This is a genomic window from Peteryoungia rhizophila (genome assembly GCF_004912145.1).
GTDB classification, from domain to species: domain Bacteria; phylum Pseudomonadota; class Alphaproteobacteria; order Rhizobiales; family Rhizobiaceae; genus Allorhizobium; species Allorhizobium rhizophilum.
The window spans coordinates 1103254-1122661 of record NZ_STGT01000001.1; the positions used below are offsets into that span (position 1 = coordinate 1103254).

17 protein-coding genes are annotated in these 19408 nt (G+C 63.0%); 3 read left to right on the plus strand and 14 right to left on the minus strand.

Annotation, left to right across the window (positions count from 1 at the left end):
• Positions 1-8: 8 nt before the first annotated feature.
• Positions 9-356 carry a MarR family transcriptional regulator gene (locus tag E9677_RS05250; protein ID WP_136556993.1) on the minus strand — a complete coding sequence of 116 codons (348 nt, stop codon included), beginning with the start codon at positions 354-356 and terminating at the stop codon, positions 9-11.
• A 127-nt stretch (positions 357-483) separates the two neighbouring features.
• Positions 484-1869, minus strand: coding sequence for a leucyl aminopeptidase family protein (locus E9677_RS05255; RefSeq protein WP_136556994.1), 1386 nt, complete (start codon positions 1867-1869; stop codon positions 484-486).
• Positions 1870-2011: 142 nt separating this feature from the next.
• Here E9677_RS05255 and E9677_RS05260 point away from each other — a divergent pair, with 142 nt between their 5' ends.
• Positions 2012-2827 carry a tetratricopeptide repeat protein gene (locus E9677_RS05260; protein WP_408014686.1) on the plus strand — a complete coding sequence of 272 codons (816 nt, stop codon included), beginning with the start codon at positions 2012-2014 and terminating at the stop codon, positions 2825-2827.
• A 4-nt stretch (positions 2828-2831) separates the two neighbouring features.
• Here E9677_RS05260 and E9677_RS05265 read toward each other — a convergent pair whose 3' ends face one another.
• On the minus strand, positions 2832-3419 hold the full coding sequence (locus tag E9677_RS05265) for an IMPACT family protein (RefSeq protein WP_136556996.1): 588 nt from the start codon (positions 3417-3419) through the stop codon (positions 2832-2834).
• 9 nt (positions 3420-3428) lie between these two features.
• Positions 3429-3824, minus strand: coding sequence for a hypothetical protein (locus E9677_RS05270; RefSeq protein WP_136556997.1), 396 nt, complete (start codon positions 3822-3824; stop codon positions 3429-3431).
• Between the two features lie 254 nt (positions 3825-4078).
• Between E9677_RS05270 and E9677_RS05275 the strand changes: the two genes are divergently transcribed.
• A complete protein-coding gene (locus E9677_RS05275) occupies positions 4079-7171 on the plus strand; it encodes a DNA translocase FtsK (RefSeq protein ID WP_136556998.1) in 3093 nt (1030 codons plus the stop codon).
• A gap of 83 nt (positions 7172-7254) precedes the next feature.
• Here the strand turns inward: E9677_RS05275 and E9677_RS05280 are convergent, their stop codons facing one another.
• Positions 7255-7710: a hypothetical protein gene (locus E9677_RS05280; protein ID WP_235882851.1), complete on the minus strand. Its 456-nt coding sequence runs from the start codon at positions 7708-7710 to the stop codon at positions 7255-7257.
• A gap of 132 nt (positions 7711-7842) precedes the next feature.
• Here E9677_RS05280 and E9677_RS05285 point away from each other — a divergent pair, with 132 nt between their 5' ends.
• Positions 7843-8835 carry a YihY/virulence factor BrkB family protein gene (locus tag E9677_RS05285; protein ID WP_136556999.1) on the plus strand — a complete coding sequence of 331 codons (993 nt, stop codon included), beginning with the start codon at positions 7843-7845 and terminating at the stop codon, positions 8833-8835.
• An 80-nt stretch (positions 8836-8915) separates the two neighbouring features.
• Here E9677_RS05285 and ngg read toward each other — a convergent pair whose 3' ends face one another.
• From ngg to hydA, 9 genes are all read right to left on the minus strand, one after another.
• Positions 8916-10718, minus strand: coding sequence for an N-acetylglutaminylglutamine synthetase (gene ngg, locus E9677_RS05290; protein ID WP_168801121.1), 1803 nt, complete (start codon positions 10716-10718; stop codon positions 8916-8918).
• A 1-nt stretch (position 10719) separates the two neighbouring features.
• On the minus strand, positions 10720-12495 hold the full coding sequence (locus E9677_RS05295; RefSeq protein WP_136557000.1) for an N-acetylglutaminylglutamine amidotransferase: 1776 nt from the start codon (positions 12493-12495) through the stop codon (positions 10720-10722).
• A 181-nt stretch (positions 12496-12676) separates the two neighbouring features.
• Positions 12677-14089, minus strand: coding sequence for a PepSY-associated TM helix domain-containing protein (locus E9677_RS05300; RefSeq protein ID WP_136557001.1), 1413 nt, complete (start codon positions 14087-14089; stop codon positions 12677-12679).
• 28 nt (positions 14090-14117) lie between these two features.
• Positions 14118-14795, minus strand: coding sequence for a Crp/Fnr family transcriptional regulator (locus tag E9677_RS05305; protein ID WP_168801122.1), 678 nt, complete (start codon positions 14793-14795; stop codon positions 14118-14120).
• A gap of 100 nt (positions 14796-14895) precedes the next feature.
• Positions 14896-15288: a hypothetical protein gene (locus E9677_RS05310; protein ID WP_136557003.1), complete on the minus strand. Its 393-nt coding sequence runs from the start codon at positions 15286-15288 to the stop codon at positions 14896-14898.
• A 120-nt stretch (positions 15289-15408) separates the two neighbouring features.
• Positions 15409-16395 (minus strand): GlxA family transcriptional regulator, encoded by a 987-nt coding sequence (locus E9677_RS05315; RefSeq protein WP_136557004.1) that lies wholly within the window; start codon positions 16393-16395, stop codon positions 15409-15411.
• A 21-nt stretch (positions 16396-16416) separates the two neighbouring features.
• The gene (locus E9677_RS05320; RefSeq protein ID WP_136557005.1) at positions 16417-17214 is read right to left on the minus strand and encodes a hypothetical protein; all 798 of its coding nucleotides are present in this window, start codon (positions 17212-17214) and stop codon (positions 16417-16419) included.
• A 345-nt stretch (positions 17215-17559) separates the two neighbouring features.
• Positions 17560-17970: a DUF3830 family protein gene (locus E9677_RS05325; RefSeq protein ID WP_136557006.1), complete on the minus strand. Its 411-nt coding sequence runs from the start codon at positions 17968-17970 to the stop codon at positions 17560-17562.
• Positions 17971-17972: 2 nt separating this feature from the next.
• Positions 17973-19400 carry a dihydropyrimidinase gene (gene hydA / locus E9677_RS05330; protein ID WP_136557007.1) on the minus strand — a complete coding sequence of 476 codons (1428 nt, stop codon included), beginning with the start codon at positions 19398-19400 and terminating at the stop codon, positions 17973-17975.
• Positions 19401-19408 lie beyond the last annotated feature (8 nt).

The following is a 19408-nucleotide window of genomic DNA, read 5'->3' on the forward strand; positions in this document are numbered from 1 at the left end:
ATTCTCCGTCAGCCGAGCGAGCGGCCTTTGGCGATGACACAATCGCCGAATTTTTCCAGGAAGAGCGCACCTGATACTGTGCGCTTGACGATGACACTGCGGCGGTCGAGATCATCCCTCACTCGATCGACCAGGCCTACTTCGCCGAGCGTATCCAGCGCGCGGGTGATGACCGGCTTGGTGACATTGAGTGTCGCGGCAAGGCCGCGCACCGTGTGTGGTGGCGGCACGAGATAGATCTCGAGTAGCACGGCAAGCTGGCGCATGGTGAGATCGTGCCCCTCGCGCTTGACCTGATCCAGGGTCACCCTGTGCCACAGGCCGAGCGCCTGGGTCGCCGTCATTTCGAGGCCCATGGCCCCTCCCCCTCGTCAGATGCGGGCCGTCTCGCCCCTTGCGTTTATCATTCCGGCAAAGAAACGATCTGGCAAGAGGCGACCCGACAGGATGTGACGCTGGCAACCTTCGAGCGGAAAGACCGGATCAGCCCGCCTGCAGCATGCGGTAGAGGGCGCGGATTGCCTGGGCCTCACCGCCGACGGGCGAATGGGCACGTTCGCTCTGCGACCAGCCGAAGATATCGAAATGCGCCCAGCGCCGACCGGGAGAGACAAAGCGCTTGAGGAAGAGGGCGGCGGTGATTGCGCCCGCCATGCCACCCGAGGGGGCGTTGGTGAGATCGGCGATCTGGGCTTTGAGCATGCGCTCGTAGCCCTTGTGGAGCGGCAAGCGCCACAAGGGATCGTCGACCTCGATGCTGGCATCGGCGATCGCATCGGCCAGATCCTCGTCGTCGGTGAAGAAGGGTGGTAGGTCGGGACCGAGCGCGACGCGGGCGGCCCCCGTCAGGGTCGCCATGTCGATCAGGAGATCCGGCTCTTCGGCATCGGCATAGGCCAGCGCATCGGCGAGGATCAGGCGGCCTTCGGCATCGGTGTTGTCGATCTGGACGGTCAGGCCCTTGCGGCTCTTGTAGACGTCACCGGGGCGGAAGGCATTGCCGGCGATGGCATTCTCGACGGCGGGGATGACGACGTGCAGGTCGACCTTCAGCTTGGCGTCCATGATCATCAGCGCGAGGCCGAGCACATTGGCCGCGCCGCCCATGTCCTTCTTCATCAAAAGCATGGAGGAGGCCGGCTTGATGTCGAGACCGCCGGTGTCGAAGCTGACGCCCTTGCCGACGAGGGTGACCTTTCGGTGGCCCTTCTTGCCCCAGCGCATCTCGATGAGGCGCGGCGCGACGGTAGAGGCGCGGCCGACGGCGTGGACGAGCGGGAAATTCTTGTCGAGGAGTTCATCGCCAGTGATGACGGAGACCTCGGCCTTGTAGTGGTCAGCAAGACGCCGGACGGCCTGTTCGATGTCGGCCGGGCTCATGTCGTTGGCCGGCGTGTTGATCAGGTCACGGGCGAGATAGACGCCTGATATCTGACGCTTGATGTCGGCGGCGTCTGCATCCTGAGGGATCAGCAGGCGCGGCTCGGTGACGCGCTCGGAGCGATAGCGGTCGAAGCTGTAGGCACCGAGGCCATAGCCGAGCAGCAGGCGATTGGCGGTGAGCGGAGCAGTCTCGATATGCCATTCGCCGGCCGGCAGGGCTCGGGCGAGCTTGCCGGTCAGATAGGGGTTCTCGGAAGGATTGGATCCGAGCCCGAACAGCGCACCGCCGACATGACCCTCGGCAGTCGGGACCAGCAGGACCGAGCCCGGTTCGGCCTTGAAGCCCGCCTTCTTCGCCCAGTCGAGGGCGAGTGGCTCCAGCGTGCCGGTTTCGACATGGGCCGGGGTGACGGCGAAGACCGGCAGTGACTTTCCGCCCTTGGTGCTGAAGGGGGACGGTCTGTCGATATATTGGAAGGGAGCCATGGTGGACGCTTTCTGGAGATTCGCGGGGAGTGACCGATTAACACTCCGTTAGGGTTAACAGATTATTGCTTGAGTGGAGATTGCGCCGCCCGTCCCTGGCGCGGCGGTGGGGAAAACGGAACTCGGGACGATCACCATGCGCATGCGAAATCCAGGTTCGGCAAACCGTTTGCAGATCGCGGCCACGGCCGGCCTGATGATGGCCGCGCTCGCGCTCACCGGCTGTGCATCGGGCAAGAAGGAGCTGACGACCGGCTCCATCCCAAAGATGAACCGCTCGCTCGATTCGCTCAGCGGGCCGGCGCTCAACCAGGCCGTCAACGGCATCGGCCAGTCCTACGAGCGCAATCCCCGCGACCGGAATGTCGGACTGTCCTATGCCAATGGACTGATGATGACGGGGCGCAACGCACAGGCGCTGGCCGTCATGCAGCAGGTGGCGATCTCGCATCCGAGCGACCGCGAGGTGCTCTCCGCGCTCGGCAAGGCTCAGGCCGCGGCCGGGCAGCTGGAGAAAGCGCTCGGCACCATCCAGCGGGCGCAAACGCCCGACCGACCAGACTGGCGGCTCTATTCGGCCGAAGGCGCGGTGCTCGACCAGCTCGGCCGCTCCAACGATGCGCGCTCGCGCTACCGCATGGCGCTGCAGATCCAGCCCAACGATCCGAGCGTGCTGTCGAACCTCGGCATGTCCTATGTGCTTTCCGGCGACCTGAAGACGGCCGAGACCTATCTGCGCCAGGCCTCGCAGCAACCCGGCGCCGACAGCCGTGTGCGGCAGAACCTCGCGTTGGTGGTCGGCCTGCAGGGCCGGTTCCAGGAGGCCGAACAACTGGCGTCTCAGGAACTGGATCCGCAGCAGGCGGCTGCCAATCTGCAATATCTGCGCGGCATGCTCGCTCAGCAGAATTCCTGGAAGCAGCTTTCCAGCCAGGACATGCCGAAAAAGAAGAGCTGAGGCTTCAATCCGGAAATGTAAGGTTTGAACGGCCGCTGGTCAGATCACGGATCAGCCTGATCGCCTGATCTTCGTCACCCTGCCGCAGGGTCACCGTGAGATCCACACCCTCTGCCGTAAAGCTCTCGCCGAGGACCAGGTGCGGGATCGCGGTCAGCCTTGCCTTGACCAGTGCGAGATCGGAAAAACTCACGGCGCATTCGCCCGTCACCATCGGGATGATCTCGCGCTTTTCAGCCGGACGCAGCATCTGGGCTGCCGTGCCGCCATAGGCGCGCATGAGGCCGCCGCTGCCGAGCAGGATGCCGCCGAAGAAGCGGGTGACGACCACCACGACACCGTCGAGATCCTGACCGTCTATCGCCTGGAGGATCGGCTTGCCGGCCGTGCCTGAGGGTTCGCCGTCGTCGGAGAAACGGTAGGACTGACCAATGCGCCAGGCCCAGCAATTGTGATTGGCCGCGGGATCGGAGACCTCGGCGATAAAGGCCTTGGCTTCCTCCTCACTCCCGATCGGTGCCGCCTTGCCGATGAAGCGGCTCTTCTTGATGTCCTGTACGAATTCGGCGGGAGCGACGAGCGTGTGGGGCATGGCGCTGCCTCAGGTGCCCGGTTCGTGGCGGGCGAGCCAGTCGGCGAGTGCGGCGATGACCGAGAGCCTCAAGGCCGACTTCATGGCCAGCGCCCGGGTGAGCGAGGCGTCCCGGCTGGAAAAGCCGAGTTCGGCCATGACGCCGGAGGGGGTGAGCCGGCGCGCGCGCATCACGGTCTCGATGCGTTCGATCGTCGAGGGAAGCAGATAGCGGCCGTTGGCGATCAGGGCGGCGGCGTCATCCGGGAGATGATGCTCAGGCGGTTCGACCCGTTGCGCGCTCTGTCCCCTCGCCCGCGATTCGGCCGAGACGAAATCGAGAAACGCCTGACGCTCTTCCGACGTGGCGGCGGTCCAGGCTTTCAAGAGCTTCTTCAACGGGCTGGGCTTCTCTTTCTTGGACATGACCGGCTTTCTGTTCGTGTCCGTCCATAGCCCGAGCGCGGAGCCGGCGCGAGAAAAAAACTTGGTCTCCCACTTCTTCTGGTGCGGAGCAAAATTCGGCTTTGGCTACAGCGGGATCAGGGGTGAAACGGGCGTTTTGAGCCTGCTCATGCATTAGAGATTTCTGCCGGACGGAAAGCGGTCGTTAACCTTTATTTTCTACTCAGATAGCTCAGTTTTCGCGTTCTTGTATCCCGCCAGCGTTCAGGTTTCCGATGCACCGTCCCCGTTCCAGTTCCGCGTATCAGGTCAATCAATCAGGGGAGAGCGACGGTCAGGGTACCGATCAATCCGCAGCAAACCAGATCGAGGGGCGCGAGGAAACGCCTGTCTGGCAGAAGGCCTTCGTGTTGGGGCCAAATGTGCGCTTCACCCGCACGCCCGATCGAGCGCCCTCCAAGTCCGAGGTGGAGCTAAGCGCATCGCCGCAGCCAACCGGCATGCCGACGAACACACCCGTCAGCACTCATGCCGGCACTCCGGCGCGCACGATCCCAGTCCAGCAAGCCCCGCAGCCGCAGCCGCAGCCCGCGCCAACGGCACAGCCGACGCGGCATCAGATTTCCACGCCCAAACCACCTGCGCGAACGGCCTCGCCTTCGACCGGGGTGCCCTTTGCCGGGCTGCCGCGGACCGGCCCTGCCGCGCCAGCGCCCCAGCCCCCGGCTACGCGGGTACCGGCTTCCGTGACGCTGCCGCAGCCGCCGGACGCCATCGGCGCGCGGGCACTCACCTACAAGCTCCGCCGCGAACTGGCACGCCAGCAGGCCGAACAGGCTGCCTGGGAAGCATCGGTCGCAGACGGCGCCGGCAGCGAGATCGGACCGGCGCCACAAAACATGCAGCCGGCACCGCTGGTCCAGGGCATGCGCAGCGTGCTCGCCAGCACCCAGGCGGCGACCGTGAGCGCGGCTCAGCGTCCGGCAAACGAGGCTTCGGTGCCGCCGCATCTGCAGCGCTCGCTGGCGCAGCAGGCCGAGGCCGCGCGGCTGGCCGCCCTGCAGGCTGCCCACACGACGCGGGCACCCATGGTGCGCAACGCTTTCCTGCGGACGCCGGTTCAGACCTCGCCGGAGCCCGCGCCGGCCCAACCGGCAGCGGTAGTGCCGAGCGCCACATCCCAATTCACCTCCGGCTTTGCCGCCTGGGCGCAAATGACGGCTCCGGCCGCCCAGGTGCCCGAAGCTTCTGCAACGGTCGCTCCTCAGGTCATCGAGGCAGAGGCGAAACCGGAGAGGCTGCCGATCGCGGCGCTGCTGTCGGATCATATTTTCTTCGAGGCGATGATCGAGCCGGTGGAAATGCCTTCAGACATCGAGATGGTGCGTCCCGCCGTTTCGATGCCGCTTCTGACGGCTCGTCTGCCTGCTGTTCGTCAGACAATTGCGCCGTCTGTTTCCCAGGCAGTGCGGACCATTCCGGCACGGGCCCCAGAGGCCGCCGTCAGAAGTCGCGCCGAGGTGGTTCGTTACCGACCTGATGCGCTTACGACAGCCGCTCGGTCCGGTATGGCCTTGCCGCGCAAGCCTGCGTTCGAAGCGACGGCCGGATCGGTCATGGCGCTCTACCGGGAAGTCGCCCGTCGTGACGTGACGGCCTCGACCTTGGTATTGCCGTCGACTCCGATGCTAGAGACGGTCGCGCCGCTTGAGGTTGCCGTACCGCCGGCCGTTCAGACAAGCCATGCTTCCATCGTTCCCGTCTCGGCCGCACTGCCCCGTCAGCCTCTGTTCCGGGCGCAAGAAGCGCTGGGCGAAGGCGAATACGAACTGCCTTACCTCGACTTCCTGCAGATGCCGCCGGTCCAGACCGGCGTCACCATGACGGCGGAAGCGCTGGAGCAGAGCGCCGGTCTTCTGGAAAGCGTGCTCGAAGATTTCGGCATCAAGGGCGAAGTGATCGACGTGCGTCCCGGCCCCGTCGTGACGCTCTACGAATTCGAGCCGGCACCGGGGGTCAAGTCCTCCCGTGTCATCGGTCTCTCCGACGATATCGCCCGTTCGATGTCCGCTTTGTCCGCTCGCGTCGCGGTCGTGCCCGGCCGAAACGTAATCGGCATCGAGCTGCCGAACCCGGTGCGCGAGACGGTCTATCTGCGCGAGCTGATCGAAACGCCTGATTATGCCGAGACGCGCTACAAGCTGCCGGTCTGCCTCGGCAAGACCATCGGCGGCGAGCCTGTGATCGCGGAACTTGCGAAGATGCCGCATCTGCTTGTCGCCGGCACGACCGGTTCGGGCAAGTCGGTCGCGATCAACACGATGATCCTCTCGCTGCTCTACCGGTTCCGGCCGGACGAGTGCCGGTTGATCATGGTCGATCCGAAGATGCTGGAGCTCTCCGTCTATGACGGTATCCCGCATCTGCTCACCCCCGTCGTCACCGACCCGAAGAAGGCCGTGATGGCGCTGAAATGGGCGGTGCGCGAGATGGAGGACCGCTATCGCAAGATGAGCCGCCTCGGCGTGCGCAATATCGACGGCTACAATGCCCGTGCGGCCCAGGCACGCGAGAAGGGCGAGACGATCACCGTCAGCGTCCAGACCGGATTTGACCGGCAGAGCGGCGAGATCGTCTACGAGGACCAGGAACTCGATCTCTCGCCGATGCCTTACATCGTCGTCGTGGTCGACGAGATGGCCGACCTGATGATGGTCGCCGGCAAGGAAATCGAAGGCGCGATCCAGCGGTTGGCGCAGATGGCGCGTGCGGCGGGTATCCACCTGATCATGGCGACGCAGCGTCCATCGGTCGACGTCATCACCGGCACGATCAAGGCGAACTTCCCGACCCGCGTCTCCTTCCAGGTGACCTCGAAGATCGACAGCCGCACCATTCTGGGTGAGCCGGGCGCCGAACACCTGCTCGGCCAGGGCGACATGCTGCACATGGTCGGCGGCGGACGCATTGCCCGCGTGCATGGTCCCTTCGTTTCCGACGAGGAAGTGGAGAAGGTGGTCGCGCATCTGAAGATGCAGGGGCGTCCGGATTATCTCGGCACCGTGACCGAGGATGCCGACGACGTGGAAGACGAGCCGGAAGAGGACGTCGCCGTCTTCGACAAGAGCGCCATGGCGGAAGAGGACGGCAACGATCTCTACGACAAGGCGGTCAAGGTTGTGCTGCGCGACAAGAAGTGCTCGACCTCCTACATCCAGCGCCGTCTATCCATCGGCTACAACAAGGCCGCATCGCTGGTCGAGCGGATGGAGCAGGAAGGCATCGTCGGTGCTGCCAACCATGTCGGCAAGCGGGCGATTATCGTCGGCGGGCGCGAGGTGAATGCCGAGGGCGATTTCGAAGGCTGATACCATTGGATCTGGCCGGGGTCGATGGAGGCCCCGACCGCGTGAACCAGGCGAAGGCGCTTCGGTTCGGTGCCTCCCAGCCTTCAGATCTGCACGGGTCTGATCGTGTCTACGCCGATCTCGCCGTCGATGAGGCCGCGGGTGAGACCCTGCCTGTCACGCGCGATCTCGATGACCGTGTAGAGTTTCTCCGAGCGGAAGGCACTTGCCATTCCGGTCGTCACGTCCTCAGCAGGCTTGGCGTCGATTTCCATATAGTCAAGCTCCTGCGAGGCAGCGACAAGGCGGGCATCTCCCGATGAGCGGGCGGCCACGGTCACCACGCCATGACCGGGGGCATTGTCCCAACGCGGATCGTCTGGCCCGGCTATGGGTTCCAGCCGGTAGATGTTGAGCAGTTCATCGCCTTTCGACATACCATGTTCGGCGACAGCCGCATCCGACCGGCGCGCGGCCACTTCCACGGGCTGCGCCAGATGAGGATCGACTTCCTTACGCCGCTGATTGTTCGGCACTTCGTGATCGGTGTCGTCGGACATGGTTTTTTCTCCCTGTGGAACACTCGGGTCTCCAACTGGTCCAGGCCTGATACGGTTCCGTTGCGCCTCTCGCGCCTCGGCAGGGAACATGGCGGGATGCGGACCAGTTTCCCTGACAACAAGGAGCCCAACATGCCGCCAGCGACACCTTCATCCCCGCCTCCCACCGCCTCTCACGTCCGCGATGAACGGGGCCGGGATGCGCGCAGTCCCGGCGACATTCCGGTGCGTGGCCTGTGGGACGTTTCGCTGAGGCTGCTCTCACGGGTGACTTCCGACCGGGTGATGCTGGCAGCGGCGGGTGTCTCGTTTTACGTGATGCTGTCTTTGTTTCCCGGCCTTGCAGCACTTGTATCGCTCTACGGCCTGATCGCCGATCCGACAACGATTGCGGGACGGCTCGACTTCCTCTCCGAACTGTTGCCCGCCGATGGCGTCGCTATGATCCTCGGTCAGCTTCAGGCGCTGGCCGATGAAAACGACAGCACCTTGAGCACCGGTTTTCTCGTGGGTCTCGGCGTTTCGCTGTTCAGCGCCCGCAACGGCATGGTTGCCCTCTTCGAGGCGATGAACATTGCCTATGAAGAAGCGGAGAAGCGTGGCTTCCTCCATACCACGCTCCTTGCCGTTGCTTTTACGCTCGGCGCCATGGCCATTCTCGGCGTCATCGTCACGGCGCTCGCGATCCTGCCGCTGATCATGTCCATCATCTTCATTTCCGAGCGAGCCGAGCTGATTGTCCGATTGATCCGCTGGCCGATCCTGATCGGGGTGATCTGGCTCGGGACCGTGATGATCTATCGCTATGGGCCGAGCCGCGAAAACGCCAAGCTACGATGGCTCACCTGGGGCACGCTGCTGAGCTCGCTCGTCTGGCTGATCATGTCGCTGGGTTTCTCCTTCTATCTGGAGAATTTCGCCGACTTCAACGCGACCTATGGCGCACTCGGCACTTTTATCGGCTTCATGTTCTGGACCTGGCTGTCGGTGGTGATCCTGATCGTCGGTGCCATGCTGAATGCGGAGCTCGAACATCAGACGGCAGTGGACACGACGACGGGACCGGCAGAGCCGATGGGACATCGGGGCGCGCATATGGCCGATACGATCGGCGAGTCGCAGTAGCCGTGATGAGAGACCCAAAGAAGAAGGGCGGCACCGGAATGCCGCCCTTCCTCTATGGGTCGTATCGATCACGCCTGTGGTCAGGCGTTGCGGCGCTCGCGGGCGCGGCTGCCTGGAAACAGCAGCTGGATGAAGCTCTCGGCCGTTGGCTGGGGCTCGTGATTGGCCAGGCCGGGCCGCTCGTTGGCTTCAATGAACACGTAGTCCGGATTTCCAGGGTCATGGACCATGAAATCGATGCCGACGACCGGGATCTTGATGGCCTTGGCAACCCGGCAGGCGGCATCGACGAGGTCGGGATGGACGGTCGCGGTGACGTCGTGGATCGTGCCGCCGGTGTGGAGATTGGCAGCCTTGCGCACGGTGATCTCACGGCCTTCTTCGAGCACGCTGTCGAGATCGAGATCCTGTTCGGCGAGGCATCGCTTCGTCTCGGTATCGACAGGGATGCGGCTTTCACCGCCGGTGGCGGCGGCGCGACGACGGGACTGCTGATCGATGAGCTTGCGAATGGGTGAACGGCCATCCCCGACCACGCGGGGCGGACGGCGGACGGCGGCGGCGACGAGCTTGTAGTCGATGACGACGAGGCGCAGGTCTTCGCCTTCGAAGCAGGCTTCCAGAAGCACGCGGTCGCAGACCTGGCGGGCCTGGCGGATGGCGGCCTGCAATGCTTCCATCGAGGAAATGCCGACCGAGATGCCCCGACCCTGTTCGCCACGCGCGGGCTTTACGACCAGCTTGCCGTGCTTTTCGAGGAAGGCCTGTTTTTCGGCATCCGGGGCATCGGCGGACAGTTGTTCCGGGACACTGAGGCCAGCGGCTTCGGCGAAGCGGCGGGTCACGGCCTTGTCGTCGCAGATCGACATGGCGACAGAGGAGGTCAGGTCCGACAGGCTTTCGCGACAATGAATGCTGCGGCCGCCATGGTTCAGCCGGAAGAAGCCACCCTCGGGATCGGTCACCTCGACATGGATGCCGCGGCGGAGCGCTTCGTCGACGATTAGGCGGGCATAGGGGTTGAGCGCTTCGTAGCCTTCGACCGGCTGCGCGAAGAACTTCTCGTTGATGGCGTTCTTGCGCTTCACGGCGAAGAGGGGCACGCGGCGGAAGCCGAGCTTCTCGTAGAGGCCTATCGCCTTGTCGTTATCATGCAGGACGGAAAGGTCGAGATAGGCGAGACCGCGTGCGTGGAAATGTTCGGCGAGGATGCGCACGAGGCCCTCGCCGATGCCCGGCTGGCGCGCTTGCGGGTGCACTGCGAGACACCAGAGCGAGGCACCGCGCTCCGGGTCGTCGAAGAGGCGGTGATGGTCGATGCCGGTGACCGTTCCGACAATCTCGCCGGTCAGATCGTCCTGTGCGACGAAATAGGTGACTGGGCGGTTGTCACGCTCGCCAGCGAAGAAATCTTCGCGCACCTGGACCATGCCGCAATTGGCATAAACCGCATTGATGCCCGCCGCATCGCTCTCGGACGAAAAGCGCCTGATGGTGACTCCCTTCGGACGACGCCCTCCGGCGCGATAGGTGGAGAGATCGAGGCGGAAGGTATGGGACGGATCGAGAAAGATCTCCTGCGGCGCCTGGGCCAGCAGGACATGGGGATCGCCGACGTGAAAGGCGATGTCGCGCGTGTCGGGGGCTTCTTCGCGGAGCGCATCAAGCAGGTCCTGATAGCGGTCGAAGGTCGGGGTAAAGAGGAGACGCCCCCAGCCGCAATCGAGGGCGATGTTGCGGTTTTGCGCATCAGCATCTGAAAGACGAGGCGTCGATCCCTGGCCGCCGCCGGGAGTGCGGAGGCGGGTCAACCGATGTGACAGGGCATTTCCGCGACGCGGCTTGCGCGATTGGCCCAGGGGCTTCTTCTCGGCCTTGCTCACGTCAGTTCTCCTGCGCCTGCAACCACATTTCGAGAAGGCCGATCTGCCAGAGTTCGGAGCCCTGCAGCGGCGTGATATGCGAGGCGGGATCGGCCACCAGACGATCGATGTAGTCCTGGCGGAAGAGGCCACGCTCGCGGGCAGCCTGTGACGACAGGGCGTCGCGGAGCATGTCTAGATAGGGGCCGGCGATGTATTTCAGCTGCGGGACCGGGAAGTAGCCCTTCTTGCGGTCGATGACCTCGGAGGGGATCACCTTGCGGGCGACATCCTTGACGATGCCCTTACCGCCGTCGCGGAGTTTTTCCTCAGGGGGAATGCGGGCGGCGAGTTCGACCAGTTCGTGATCGAGGAAGGGGACGCGGGCTTCCAGGCCCCAGGCCATGGTCATGTTATCGACACGCTTGACCGGATCATCGACGAGCATGACGTTGCTGTCGAGGCGGAGTGCCTGATCGACGGGCGTATCGGCACCGGAGCGCAGCAGATGTTCGCGCAGCAGGTCGCCGCTGACGTCACGGTCGGCAATCCAGCGGTCCTGCAGCTGGGTCGTCAGCGTTTCATGCGAGCGGTCGCGGAAAGCGCGGCCGTAATCGCCGACGACATCGGTGGAGCCGACCAGCGGCGGATACCAGTGGTAACCGCCGAAGACCTCGTCTGCGCCCTGGCCCGACTGCACGACCTTGATGTGTTTCGAGACTTCCTTCGACAGCAGGTAGAAGCCGACATTGTCATAGGAGACCATGGGCTCCGACATGGCGGCGATCGTGCCGGGAAGCGCGCCCATCAGATCGGCGGAGGGCACGAATATCTTGTGGTGGTCGGTGCCGAAGCGTTTGGCGATCAGGTCGGAATAGACGAATTCATCGCCCTTTTCGCCATTGGCTTCTTCGAAGCCGACGGAGAAGCTCATCAGGCCGGTCTGGCCGGCTTCGGCAAGCAGGCCGACGATCAGGCTGGAATCGACGCCGCCGGAGAGGAGGACGCCGACGGGGACGTCTGCAATCATCCGGCGCTTCACGGCCAGACGCAACGCATCGAGCAATTGCTCCTGCCAGTCCTCGCGGCTCATGCGCGCATCTTCGGCGCTGCGCGTATAGGCAGGATCCCAATAGCGCTTGTCCTCGAAGCTGCCATCGGGCTGGTATACCCGGATGGTTGCCGGAGGCAGCTTGCGCACGCCCTTGTAGATTGTCCGCGGCGGCGGCACGACGGCGTGGAAGGTCATGTAGTGATGGAGGGCCGTGACATCGATCGCTGTGTCGACTCCACCGGTCTTGACGAGGGCCGGCAGCGAAGAGGCGAAGCGCAGGCCGCCGGAGATTTCGGCAAGATACAGGGGCTTGATGCCGAAGCGGTCGCGCGCCATGGCCACGCGACCGGTGTCGCGCTCGTGGATGGCGAAGGCGAACATGCCGTGGAAACGCGATACGCAATCCGGGCCCCAGGCATGCCAGGCCTTCAGGATGACTTCGGTGTCGCCATCGGAGAAGAAGCGGTAGCCTTTCGCTTCCAATTCGCTGCGCAGTTCACGGAAATTGTAGATACAGCCGTTGAAGACGAGCGAGAGGCCGAGATCGGGATCGACCATCGGCTGCTGCGATTTGTCGGAGAGGTCTAGGATGCGCAATCGTCGATGGCCGAGCCCGACATTGCCCCTGACCATTACGCCGGCCGAATCCGGCCCTCGTGGGGCCAGGACGTCCGCCATGATCGAAACCGCTGCTACCGACGGCGACGCGCCATCGAATCTCACTTCTCCACAAATGCCACACATGAACCGGGCTGAAACCTCCGTTGAAAGATCAAACGCAATTGTGCCGGCGTGCCGATCATCGATCGTCGGCGCTCCGGGCACATGTTTTGCAAATGTCGGAGCGGTTCCATTGTTCCATTCTTTTTTTGGAACATGGCAGCAGGTGACGCGGCGCCCCTCAATCCGGGGCGCCGATGCTCGATCAGCTCAAAGCCTTCTTCAGCGGGGCGATGTGGCGGAAGACCAGGATATCCAGGAGAAAAACTGCCAAGAGGACGGCGCCCGACAGCGGGAAAAGCAGTGCCGTCGCAAGCATGACGAAGGCGCCGGTCTTCCACAGCGGCCCCGGAGCACCCACGGTCGGCGCCACCAGACGGGCGGCACCCTTCGGGCGACGCTTCCACCACATGACGAAACCGCTGACCGAGAGGAAGATGATAGACAGACAGAAAATATTGACCAGCACCAGGTTCCAGAGGCCCATGTCGCCTTCGTGGAGAGCGATACCCGCCGCCATGGCTTTGCCGGCTGCGCCGTAGTCACCGAAACCGACATCGGCGAGGATGCGGCCGGTATACTGATCGATGTGGACGGTGCGATCGTCAAGCGGGTTGGCGCTGTCATTGCTCATCGTGTCGCGGGCAATGGTCCAGACGGCAGTTTCGTCGCCTGGGAAAGCCAGCTGGAAGCGCTGGTCGAAGCCGAGGGTGCGGGCGAGCGTAGCGATGGCATCGAGAGTGACGGGTTCATCTTCCGGCGTACCGGTGACGCCCGCTGCGGAGCCGGAGGCTGGCATCGGCGTCTGCTCGAGCGTCCACGGGACTTCCTTGATGCCGCCATGGTTCATGCTGGCATGGGTCTTGTCCGAGAGGGGGACGTTGTCCCACTTCTCCGCCGGGAAGGTGCTCCAGGCCTGGGTCATCTTCTCGCCCCAGATGCCGGCCCAGGTGAGACCCGAAACGAGGAAGACGACCAGGAAGAGCGAGGCGTAGAAGCCGATCGTCATGTGCAGCGACTTCCACAGCTGGCGGCCCCTGGCGGAGAGCTGCGGGACGAGCACAGAGCCCAAGCCACGGCCGTCGCGCGGCCACCACAGATACAGGCCGGTGACGACAAGCATGATGCCGAAGCCGGCGGCGATTTCGATCAGACGATCTCCGAGATCGCCGATCAGGAGCGTACCGTGAATGGCGCTGGCCAGATCATAGAGACCGTCGCGCCGGTGCCAGTAGCCGAGGGCTTCCGCCTTGTAGGGATCGACGGCGACCATGAAGGAGGTTTCCCCCTGATTGATCCGGAACAGCGAGGCCTGTTCATCCGTGCGCGGGGCGATGTATTGCACGATCTGGCCGGGAAGCTCGCGGACGGCGGCTTCGGCCTGGGCGGAGACACTGGCATGCGTCGCCTGGGGCGTGACGACATAGGTCTTTTCGCCGTCGCGGCCGAAAAGCGTGGCGGTCCAGAGCATGGTCAGGCCGGTGACGGCGAGCATGAGCAGGAAGGGGGCGACATAGAGGCCGGCATAGAAGTGCCAGCGCCAGGCTGTGATGTAGAAGCGGCGGGACAGCGCAGAGCTGTCGGCCTTGGCGGGGGAGAGATCGGAAACGAGGGTCATCCTGGGTCTCGACTGTTTAGAGGAGGGTTCAGTAGGAAAGCGGGCGATCGCCAGCGGCGAGGCCCGAAAGCTGTTGCGGGTCGAGCACGGTGACGAGATCGCCGCGCTCGAGGTCGATGAGCCCCGCCTTCTTCAGGCGGGTGAAACACCGGCTGACGGTCTCGACGGTCAGACCGAGCCAGTCGGCCAGGTCTCCGCGGGTCGGATAAAGATGGTAGGTGATCGCGCGGCGGCGCTTGTCGCGCGCCGGGCGGCCGAAATGGCGCGCGAGATCGAGGAGGGCGAAGGCCACGCGCTCTGGCGCCGTCTTGCGACCGAGGAGCATGACCAAACCTTGGGAGCGCTCGAGCATCTCACCAAGGGCCAGCTCCCGGTCGCTCTGGCTCATGGTCACGGCTTCCAGCCGGGTGAAGCCCAAGGTTTCTGCGGAGTATCTTATGTGTTCACCGAGCCCAAGGCCGATCAGCCGGCCGGGCCCGATCAGATCGATGATCTGCCGCCTTCCGTCAGACAGGGTCTGGGCGGTGGCGACACATCCATCGACCACGCGGTATTGCGGGGAGCCGGCGAGGCCTTCGCGGAAGATCATGGTCCTCGGCGGCAGAAGTGGACCGGCCAGGGACGTGGTTCTGGTGGGCTTGGGGATGGAGGAAGACGCAGGCGGAAACGCAGGCGACGGCCCGCGATCGGCGAGGATTTGCAGCATGACACACATCCGATTTCGACCGGAGCTGCAAAGCGTGCAAACTCACCGGCCTGACGACACTGGTGACCGGACGCGAGGACGCGCCGGCCATGACCTTCGATCAGGTGGTGACGGGTGGTGCGCGGGGATGGGTGTCGGGCGGGAAGAGCTGGCGGTAATGCGCTTCTGCCAGCTGCGGCAGAACGACGGAGGCGGTCATGACCATGCGCTTGCCGACGGCATCGGCGGGCGCGGGCAAGAGGACTGCGGCCGAGATGCGGCAGGCTTCACAATCGGAAGCAGCGGCATGCGGCTTGCCCTTGCCGTCGTCCGACGGCAGACAGAGTTCGGGCAGGCTGCCGTCCGGCAGCATCAGGGCGGCGATTTCATCCGGGGAGAATTGCGGCGCGGGGGCGGCGACCGGGCGATGGGCGAGGCCGAGCAGAACCAATGCGACGACGCAGATCATGCGTATCGCTCGGTCAAAGCTCATCCGGACGCCCGTTTCAGTCATTCTATCCCCCGACAGATCCGCTGCGGATATCACCGGGCCGCGCCGCTCACAAGCCGGTGATCTCGCTGCATGTCGTCGCAGGGATCACCGCTAAAACAGCAACACCTGAAGCAATCGACGTCAGGCGGCGGGCTGGCTGCGCATCTGGCCGGGCGTGCGGCCATAGGTGCCCTTGAATACACGGGTGAAATGCGAGGTGTTCTGGAAGCCGACCTGGAGCGCGATGTCGATCAGCGAGGCATTGGTCTGGGTGACCAGCATCTTGGCGCGCTCCATGCGGAGCTTGGTGTAGATCCGGGCCGGAGAGACGTCGATCTTCTGGGCGAAGAGGCGCTCCAGCTGGCGGCGCGACAGGCCGACGGAGCGGGCGAGCTGGTCGATGGTCAGCTCGTTTTCGAGGCTCTGCTCCATCAGGATGAGCACCGCCTTCAACCGGGGATCGTCGCATTCAATGGTCAACGGCCGGCGGACCTGGATGTCCTTGTTCGTCCGTGCCTTCTCGATCTGCAGGACTTCGAGTGCGTTGCGCTCTGCATCATGGCCGAGATACTGGCGGACGATGAAGGCGGCGAGATCGGCGGAACTGCTGCCACCGGCGCAGGATCCGCGGCGGCGATCGAGATTGAACAGGCGGTCGGAGCGGACTTCGTGATCGGGGAAACGATCGCGGAACTCCTGGTAATGCAGCCAGCTGACGCAGGTCTGGTGGTTCTTCATCAGCCCGGCTTCGGCCAGGATGAAGGTGCCGGTGCACAGCCCGATCAAGGGCACCTTCTGGGCATCGGCCTTTTTCAGGAAGGCGACGGTCTGATCGTCGACGGTCGGTTGACGGCCGAGCAGGCCGCCGACCACGACGATATAATCGAACCGGCTCGGATCGACGAAATCACTGGTGGGCGCCACCTGCACGCCGCAGCTCGACGTGATGAGATGCCGCGTGCTGCCGATGACCTGCCAGTCGGCAAGTACCCGACCCGAGCGGTCATACTGGTCGCTGGCAAGCCGGATGGTATCGATGAAGAGCGCAAAGGCCGAGAGCGTGAACGACCGTGACAACACGAAGCCGATCTTCAGCCGTGGCTTTTTGGTTGCCTCGTCACCCGGCATCGTCTCATTCTCCGCACGAAGTTACGCGTTATTTGCAGATTCAGCATCAACCGGCTGAGCACCCATTTCTCCTTCAAGCTCTTTCTTGAAGGCTTTAGTTGGCTCAAGCGTGTACTCATCAAACCTGGCGTCGTGAAACTTAAACTTCACGCTAAACGCCATAACTATCAATATAGATAGGGCAATCAACATGATAGCGGCAGCCGAAATTAGTTTCGCACTCAACTCGGAAGCATCACCTAGAATAACCTTTGCCGCTGTCCCAACAATCAAAGCCACAATAAGAATGGCGATGCCTATGTATAAAATGGCCATTAAAAGACCTAAAGCGGGCAGCACACCCTTATGCGCCAAACCAGACCTGTCGCCGAAATATCTCGGCGTTAGAGGATCGACCCAAATATTCACTGGGCTCTTATCCAAGAGAAAAAGATCAAACGAATATATATCAATATTTTGACCTATCCGCGAAATGTACCTGTCGATAAGAAGGCCTTCGATAAACTTCATTACAAAATTCAAAAATGCCGCTGCCGCGAACACATTCAATATGGGAACCATAGATTGCGAAACTGCAATCTGGTTGGAAAATATGGTTAATTTTTGCGGCAATAGATCGAAGTAGGCCAACGCTAAACTGGAGGCCCCCAAGAAGCCGGCCGCTTTTCCGACGGCCATGTGAATCTCGTATCTGGTTTTACAGATCCCGGACAGAAATTCATCCGTATAGAAGCGCCTTCCAAAGTCTCCATTTAGGTAGGACTGAAATGTTAGAGCACTGCGCTCCATCAGGCTCATTCGCTTGAAGGGAATCGTCACTTCTTGGCCTCCCCACAGTATTGTACGCCAGACAATCGCTTCCGAGAGCTTAGAACGCAGCGCGCGTCTGTATACAAGGCACAAACGAGGCTTTGCATACCAGGGGCATAGTGTCGAAAGGCTCGATCCAGTTCAATGGCTGGTGACGGCAGACGCCACCGGCCCCTATCGTCTCGCCTATCTCGACACGTCGGAACTGCCAAATGAGGGCCCCGGCACGCCGCGTCCCCCGGCCAGGACGTCGATTGCGGTCGGCTGTTGGCGCTCTATACCGATCTGAAATGTGGGCGGGCGGGAGACATGAAACTCCTCCGACGCAGCCATTGCACTCCCACCCGCATTCAATCACGCCTGTTCGAAGCGGATCGGCTGTGCCCCTTCCCAGAGGGTCTTGTTGCCGAGCTCGGGCAGTTTGTCGAGGTTCGACGTCAGTGTGATGAAATGGTTGCCGGCCAGCTGGCCCATCTTCGACGAGAAATCGACGCCGCCATAGGCGAGCAGGATTTCGGTTTCGCTGATGCCGCCCGGGTAGAGGAGGATATGGCCCGGGGCCGGATGGCTGGTGTGGTTCTCATAGCCGACGCCGAAGCTGTAATCGCCGAGCGGAATCCAGACACCTTCGCCCGACCAGCGGACATGGACGATCTGACCATCGAAGGGCAGACGCTCCAGGAAAGCCTTGCTGGTCTGAGGCGCCTTCTCCGTTTCGAGAACAGCATCGAAGACGAATGGGCCGGCGGTGACTTTCAGTTTCATGATCAGATCTCCATAGTGTTCGTGTTGTGCCTTGATTGACGGGGCTTTGCCGGGCGATAGGCACCGGCACCCTTTTCGCCGACCAGCTTTCCCTCGTCGACCATGATGCGGCCGCCTAGGATCACTGTGGTCGGCCAGCCGGTCACGGCGATACCTTCATAGGGTGAGTAGTCGGCGGCGTCGTGCAAATCGACATGTCGGATCGTCCGGCTTTCGCTCGGATCCCAGATGGCGATGTCCGCATCGGAGCCGATCGCGATCGTGCCCTTTTGCGGATAGAGGCCGTAGGTCTTGGCGTGATTGGTGGCCGCAAGCGCGACGAAGCGCGGAAGATCGATCCGGCCCTTCATCACACCCTCCGAAAACAGGATGGGCAGTCGCGTTTCGACGCCGGGTATGCCGTTCGGGATGTGGCGAAAGCTCTTCAGGCCCCGGGGATTGCGCTTGCCCTGCTCGTCGGCATAGCGGAACGGGCAATGGTCCGAGGAAAACAGGTCGAAGACCCCGGTCTCGATCCCCCGCCAGCATTCTTCCTGTGCGGCCTTGTCTCGCGGCGGCGGTGAGCAGACGAATTTTGCGCCTTCCCAATCCATGCCGTCGAGATCATCGGCCGTCAGCATGAGATATTGCGGGCAGGTTTCGCCGATGACCTTCACGCCGCGGGCGCGGGCGCGGGCAATCTCTTCCATCGCCTCGCCGTTGGACACATGGACGATGACAATGGGAACATCGACGATCTCCGCCAGGGACAGGGCACGATGGGTCGCTTCGCGCTCGACTGCGACGGGGCGCGTCGAGGCGTGCGCCCGGGGGGAAACCTCCCCTGCCCGCTCATGACGGCCGATCAGGAAACGGATCGCATCCTCGTTTTCGCAATGGACCATGACCGTCGCGCCGGTCTCGCGCGCCACATCGAGTGTCTTCAGAATGTCGGCGTCACTCAGGCGCAGGTCCTCATAGGTCATGAAGACCTTGAACGACGCGTAGCCGTCGGCCGCAAGTGCCGGAAGCTCCTGCCCGATCAGGGCGTCACTGGCGTCGCTGACGATGAGATGGAAGCTGACATCGATATAGCAATTTCCCTGTGCAAGCGCGTGATAGGCGGTCAAGGCCTCACGCAGGGGGCGACCCTTTTCCTGCAGGCAGAACGGCATGACGGTCGTGTTGCCGCCGAACAGGGCCGACAGGGTTCCGCTTTCGAAACTGTCGGCCATGACGATGCCCTCGCCCGAAGGCTGAGCGACGTGGACATGGCTGTCGATGCCGCCGGGCAGAACATATTTTCCGGATGCGTCGATGATCCTTCCGGCGCCGGTCAGGTTCTCGCCGATCTGCACGATCCGGCCGTCGAGGATACCAAGATCTGCCAAGAAGACGTCCGAGGCGGTTGCGATCGTGCCGCCTCTTACAATCAGGTCGAATTCGCTCATGTGTTCAC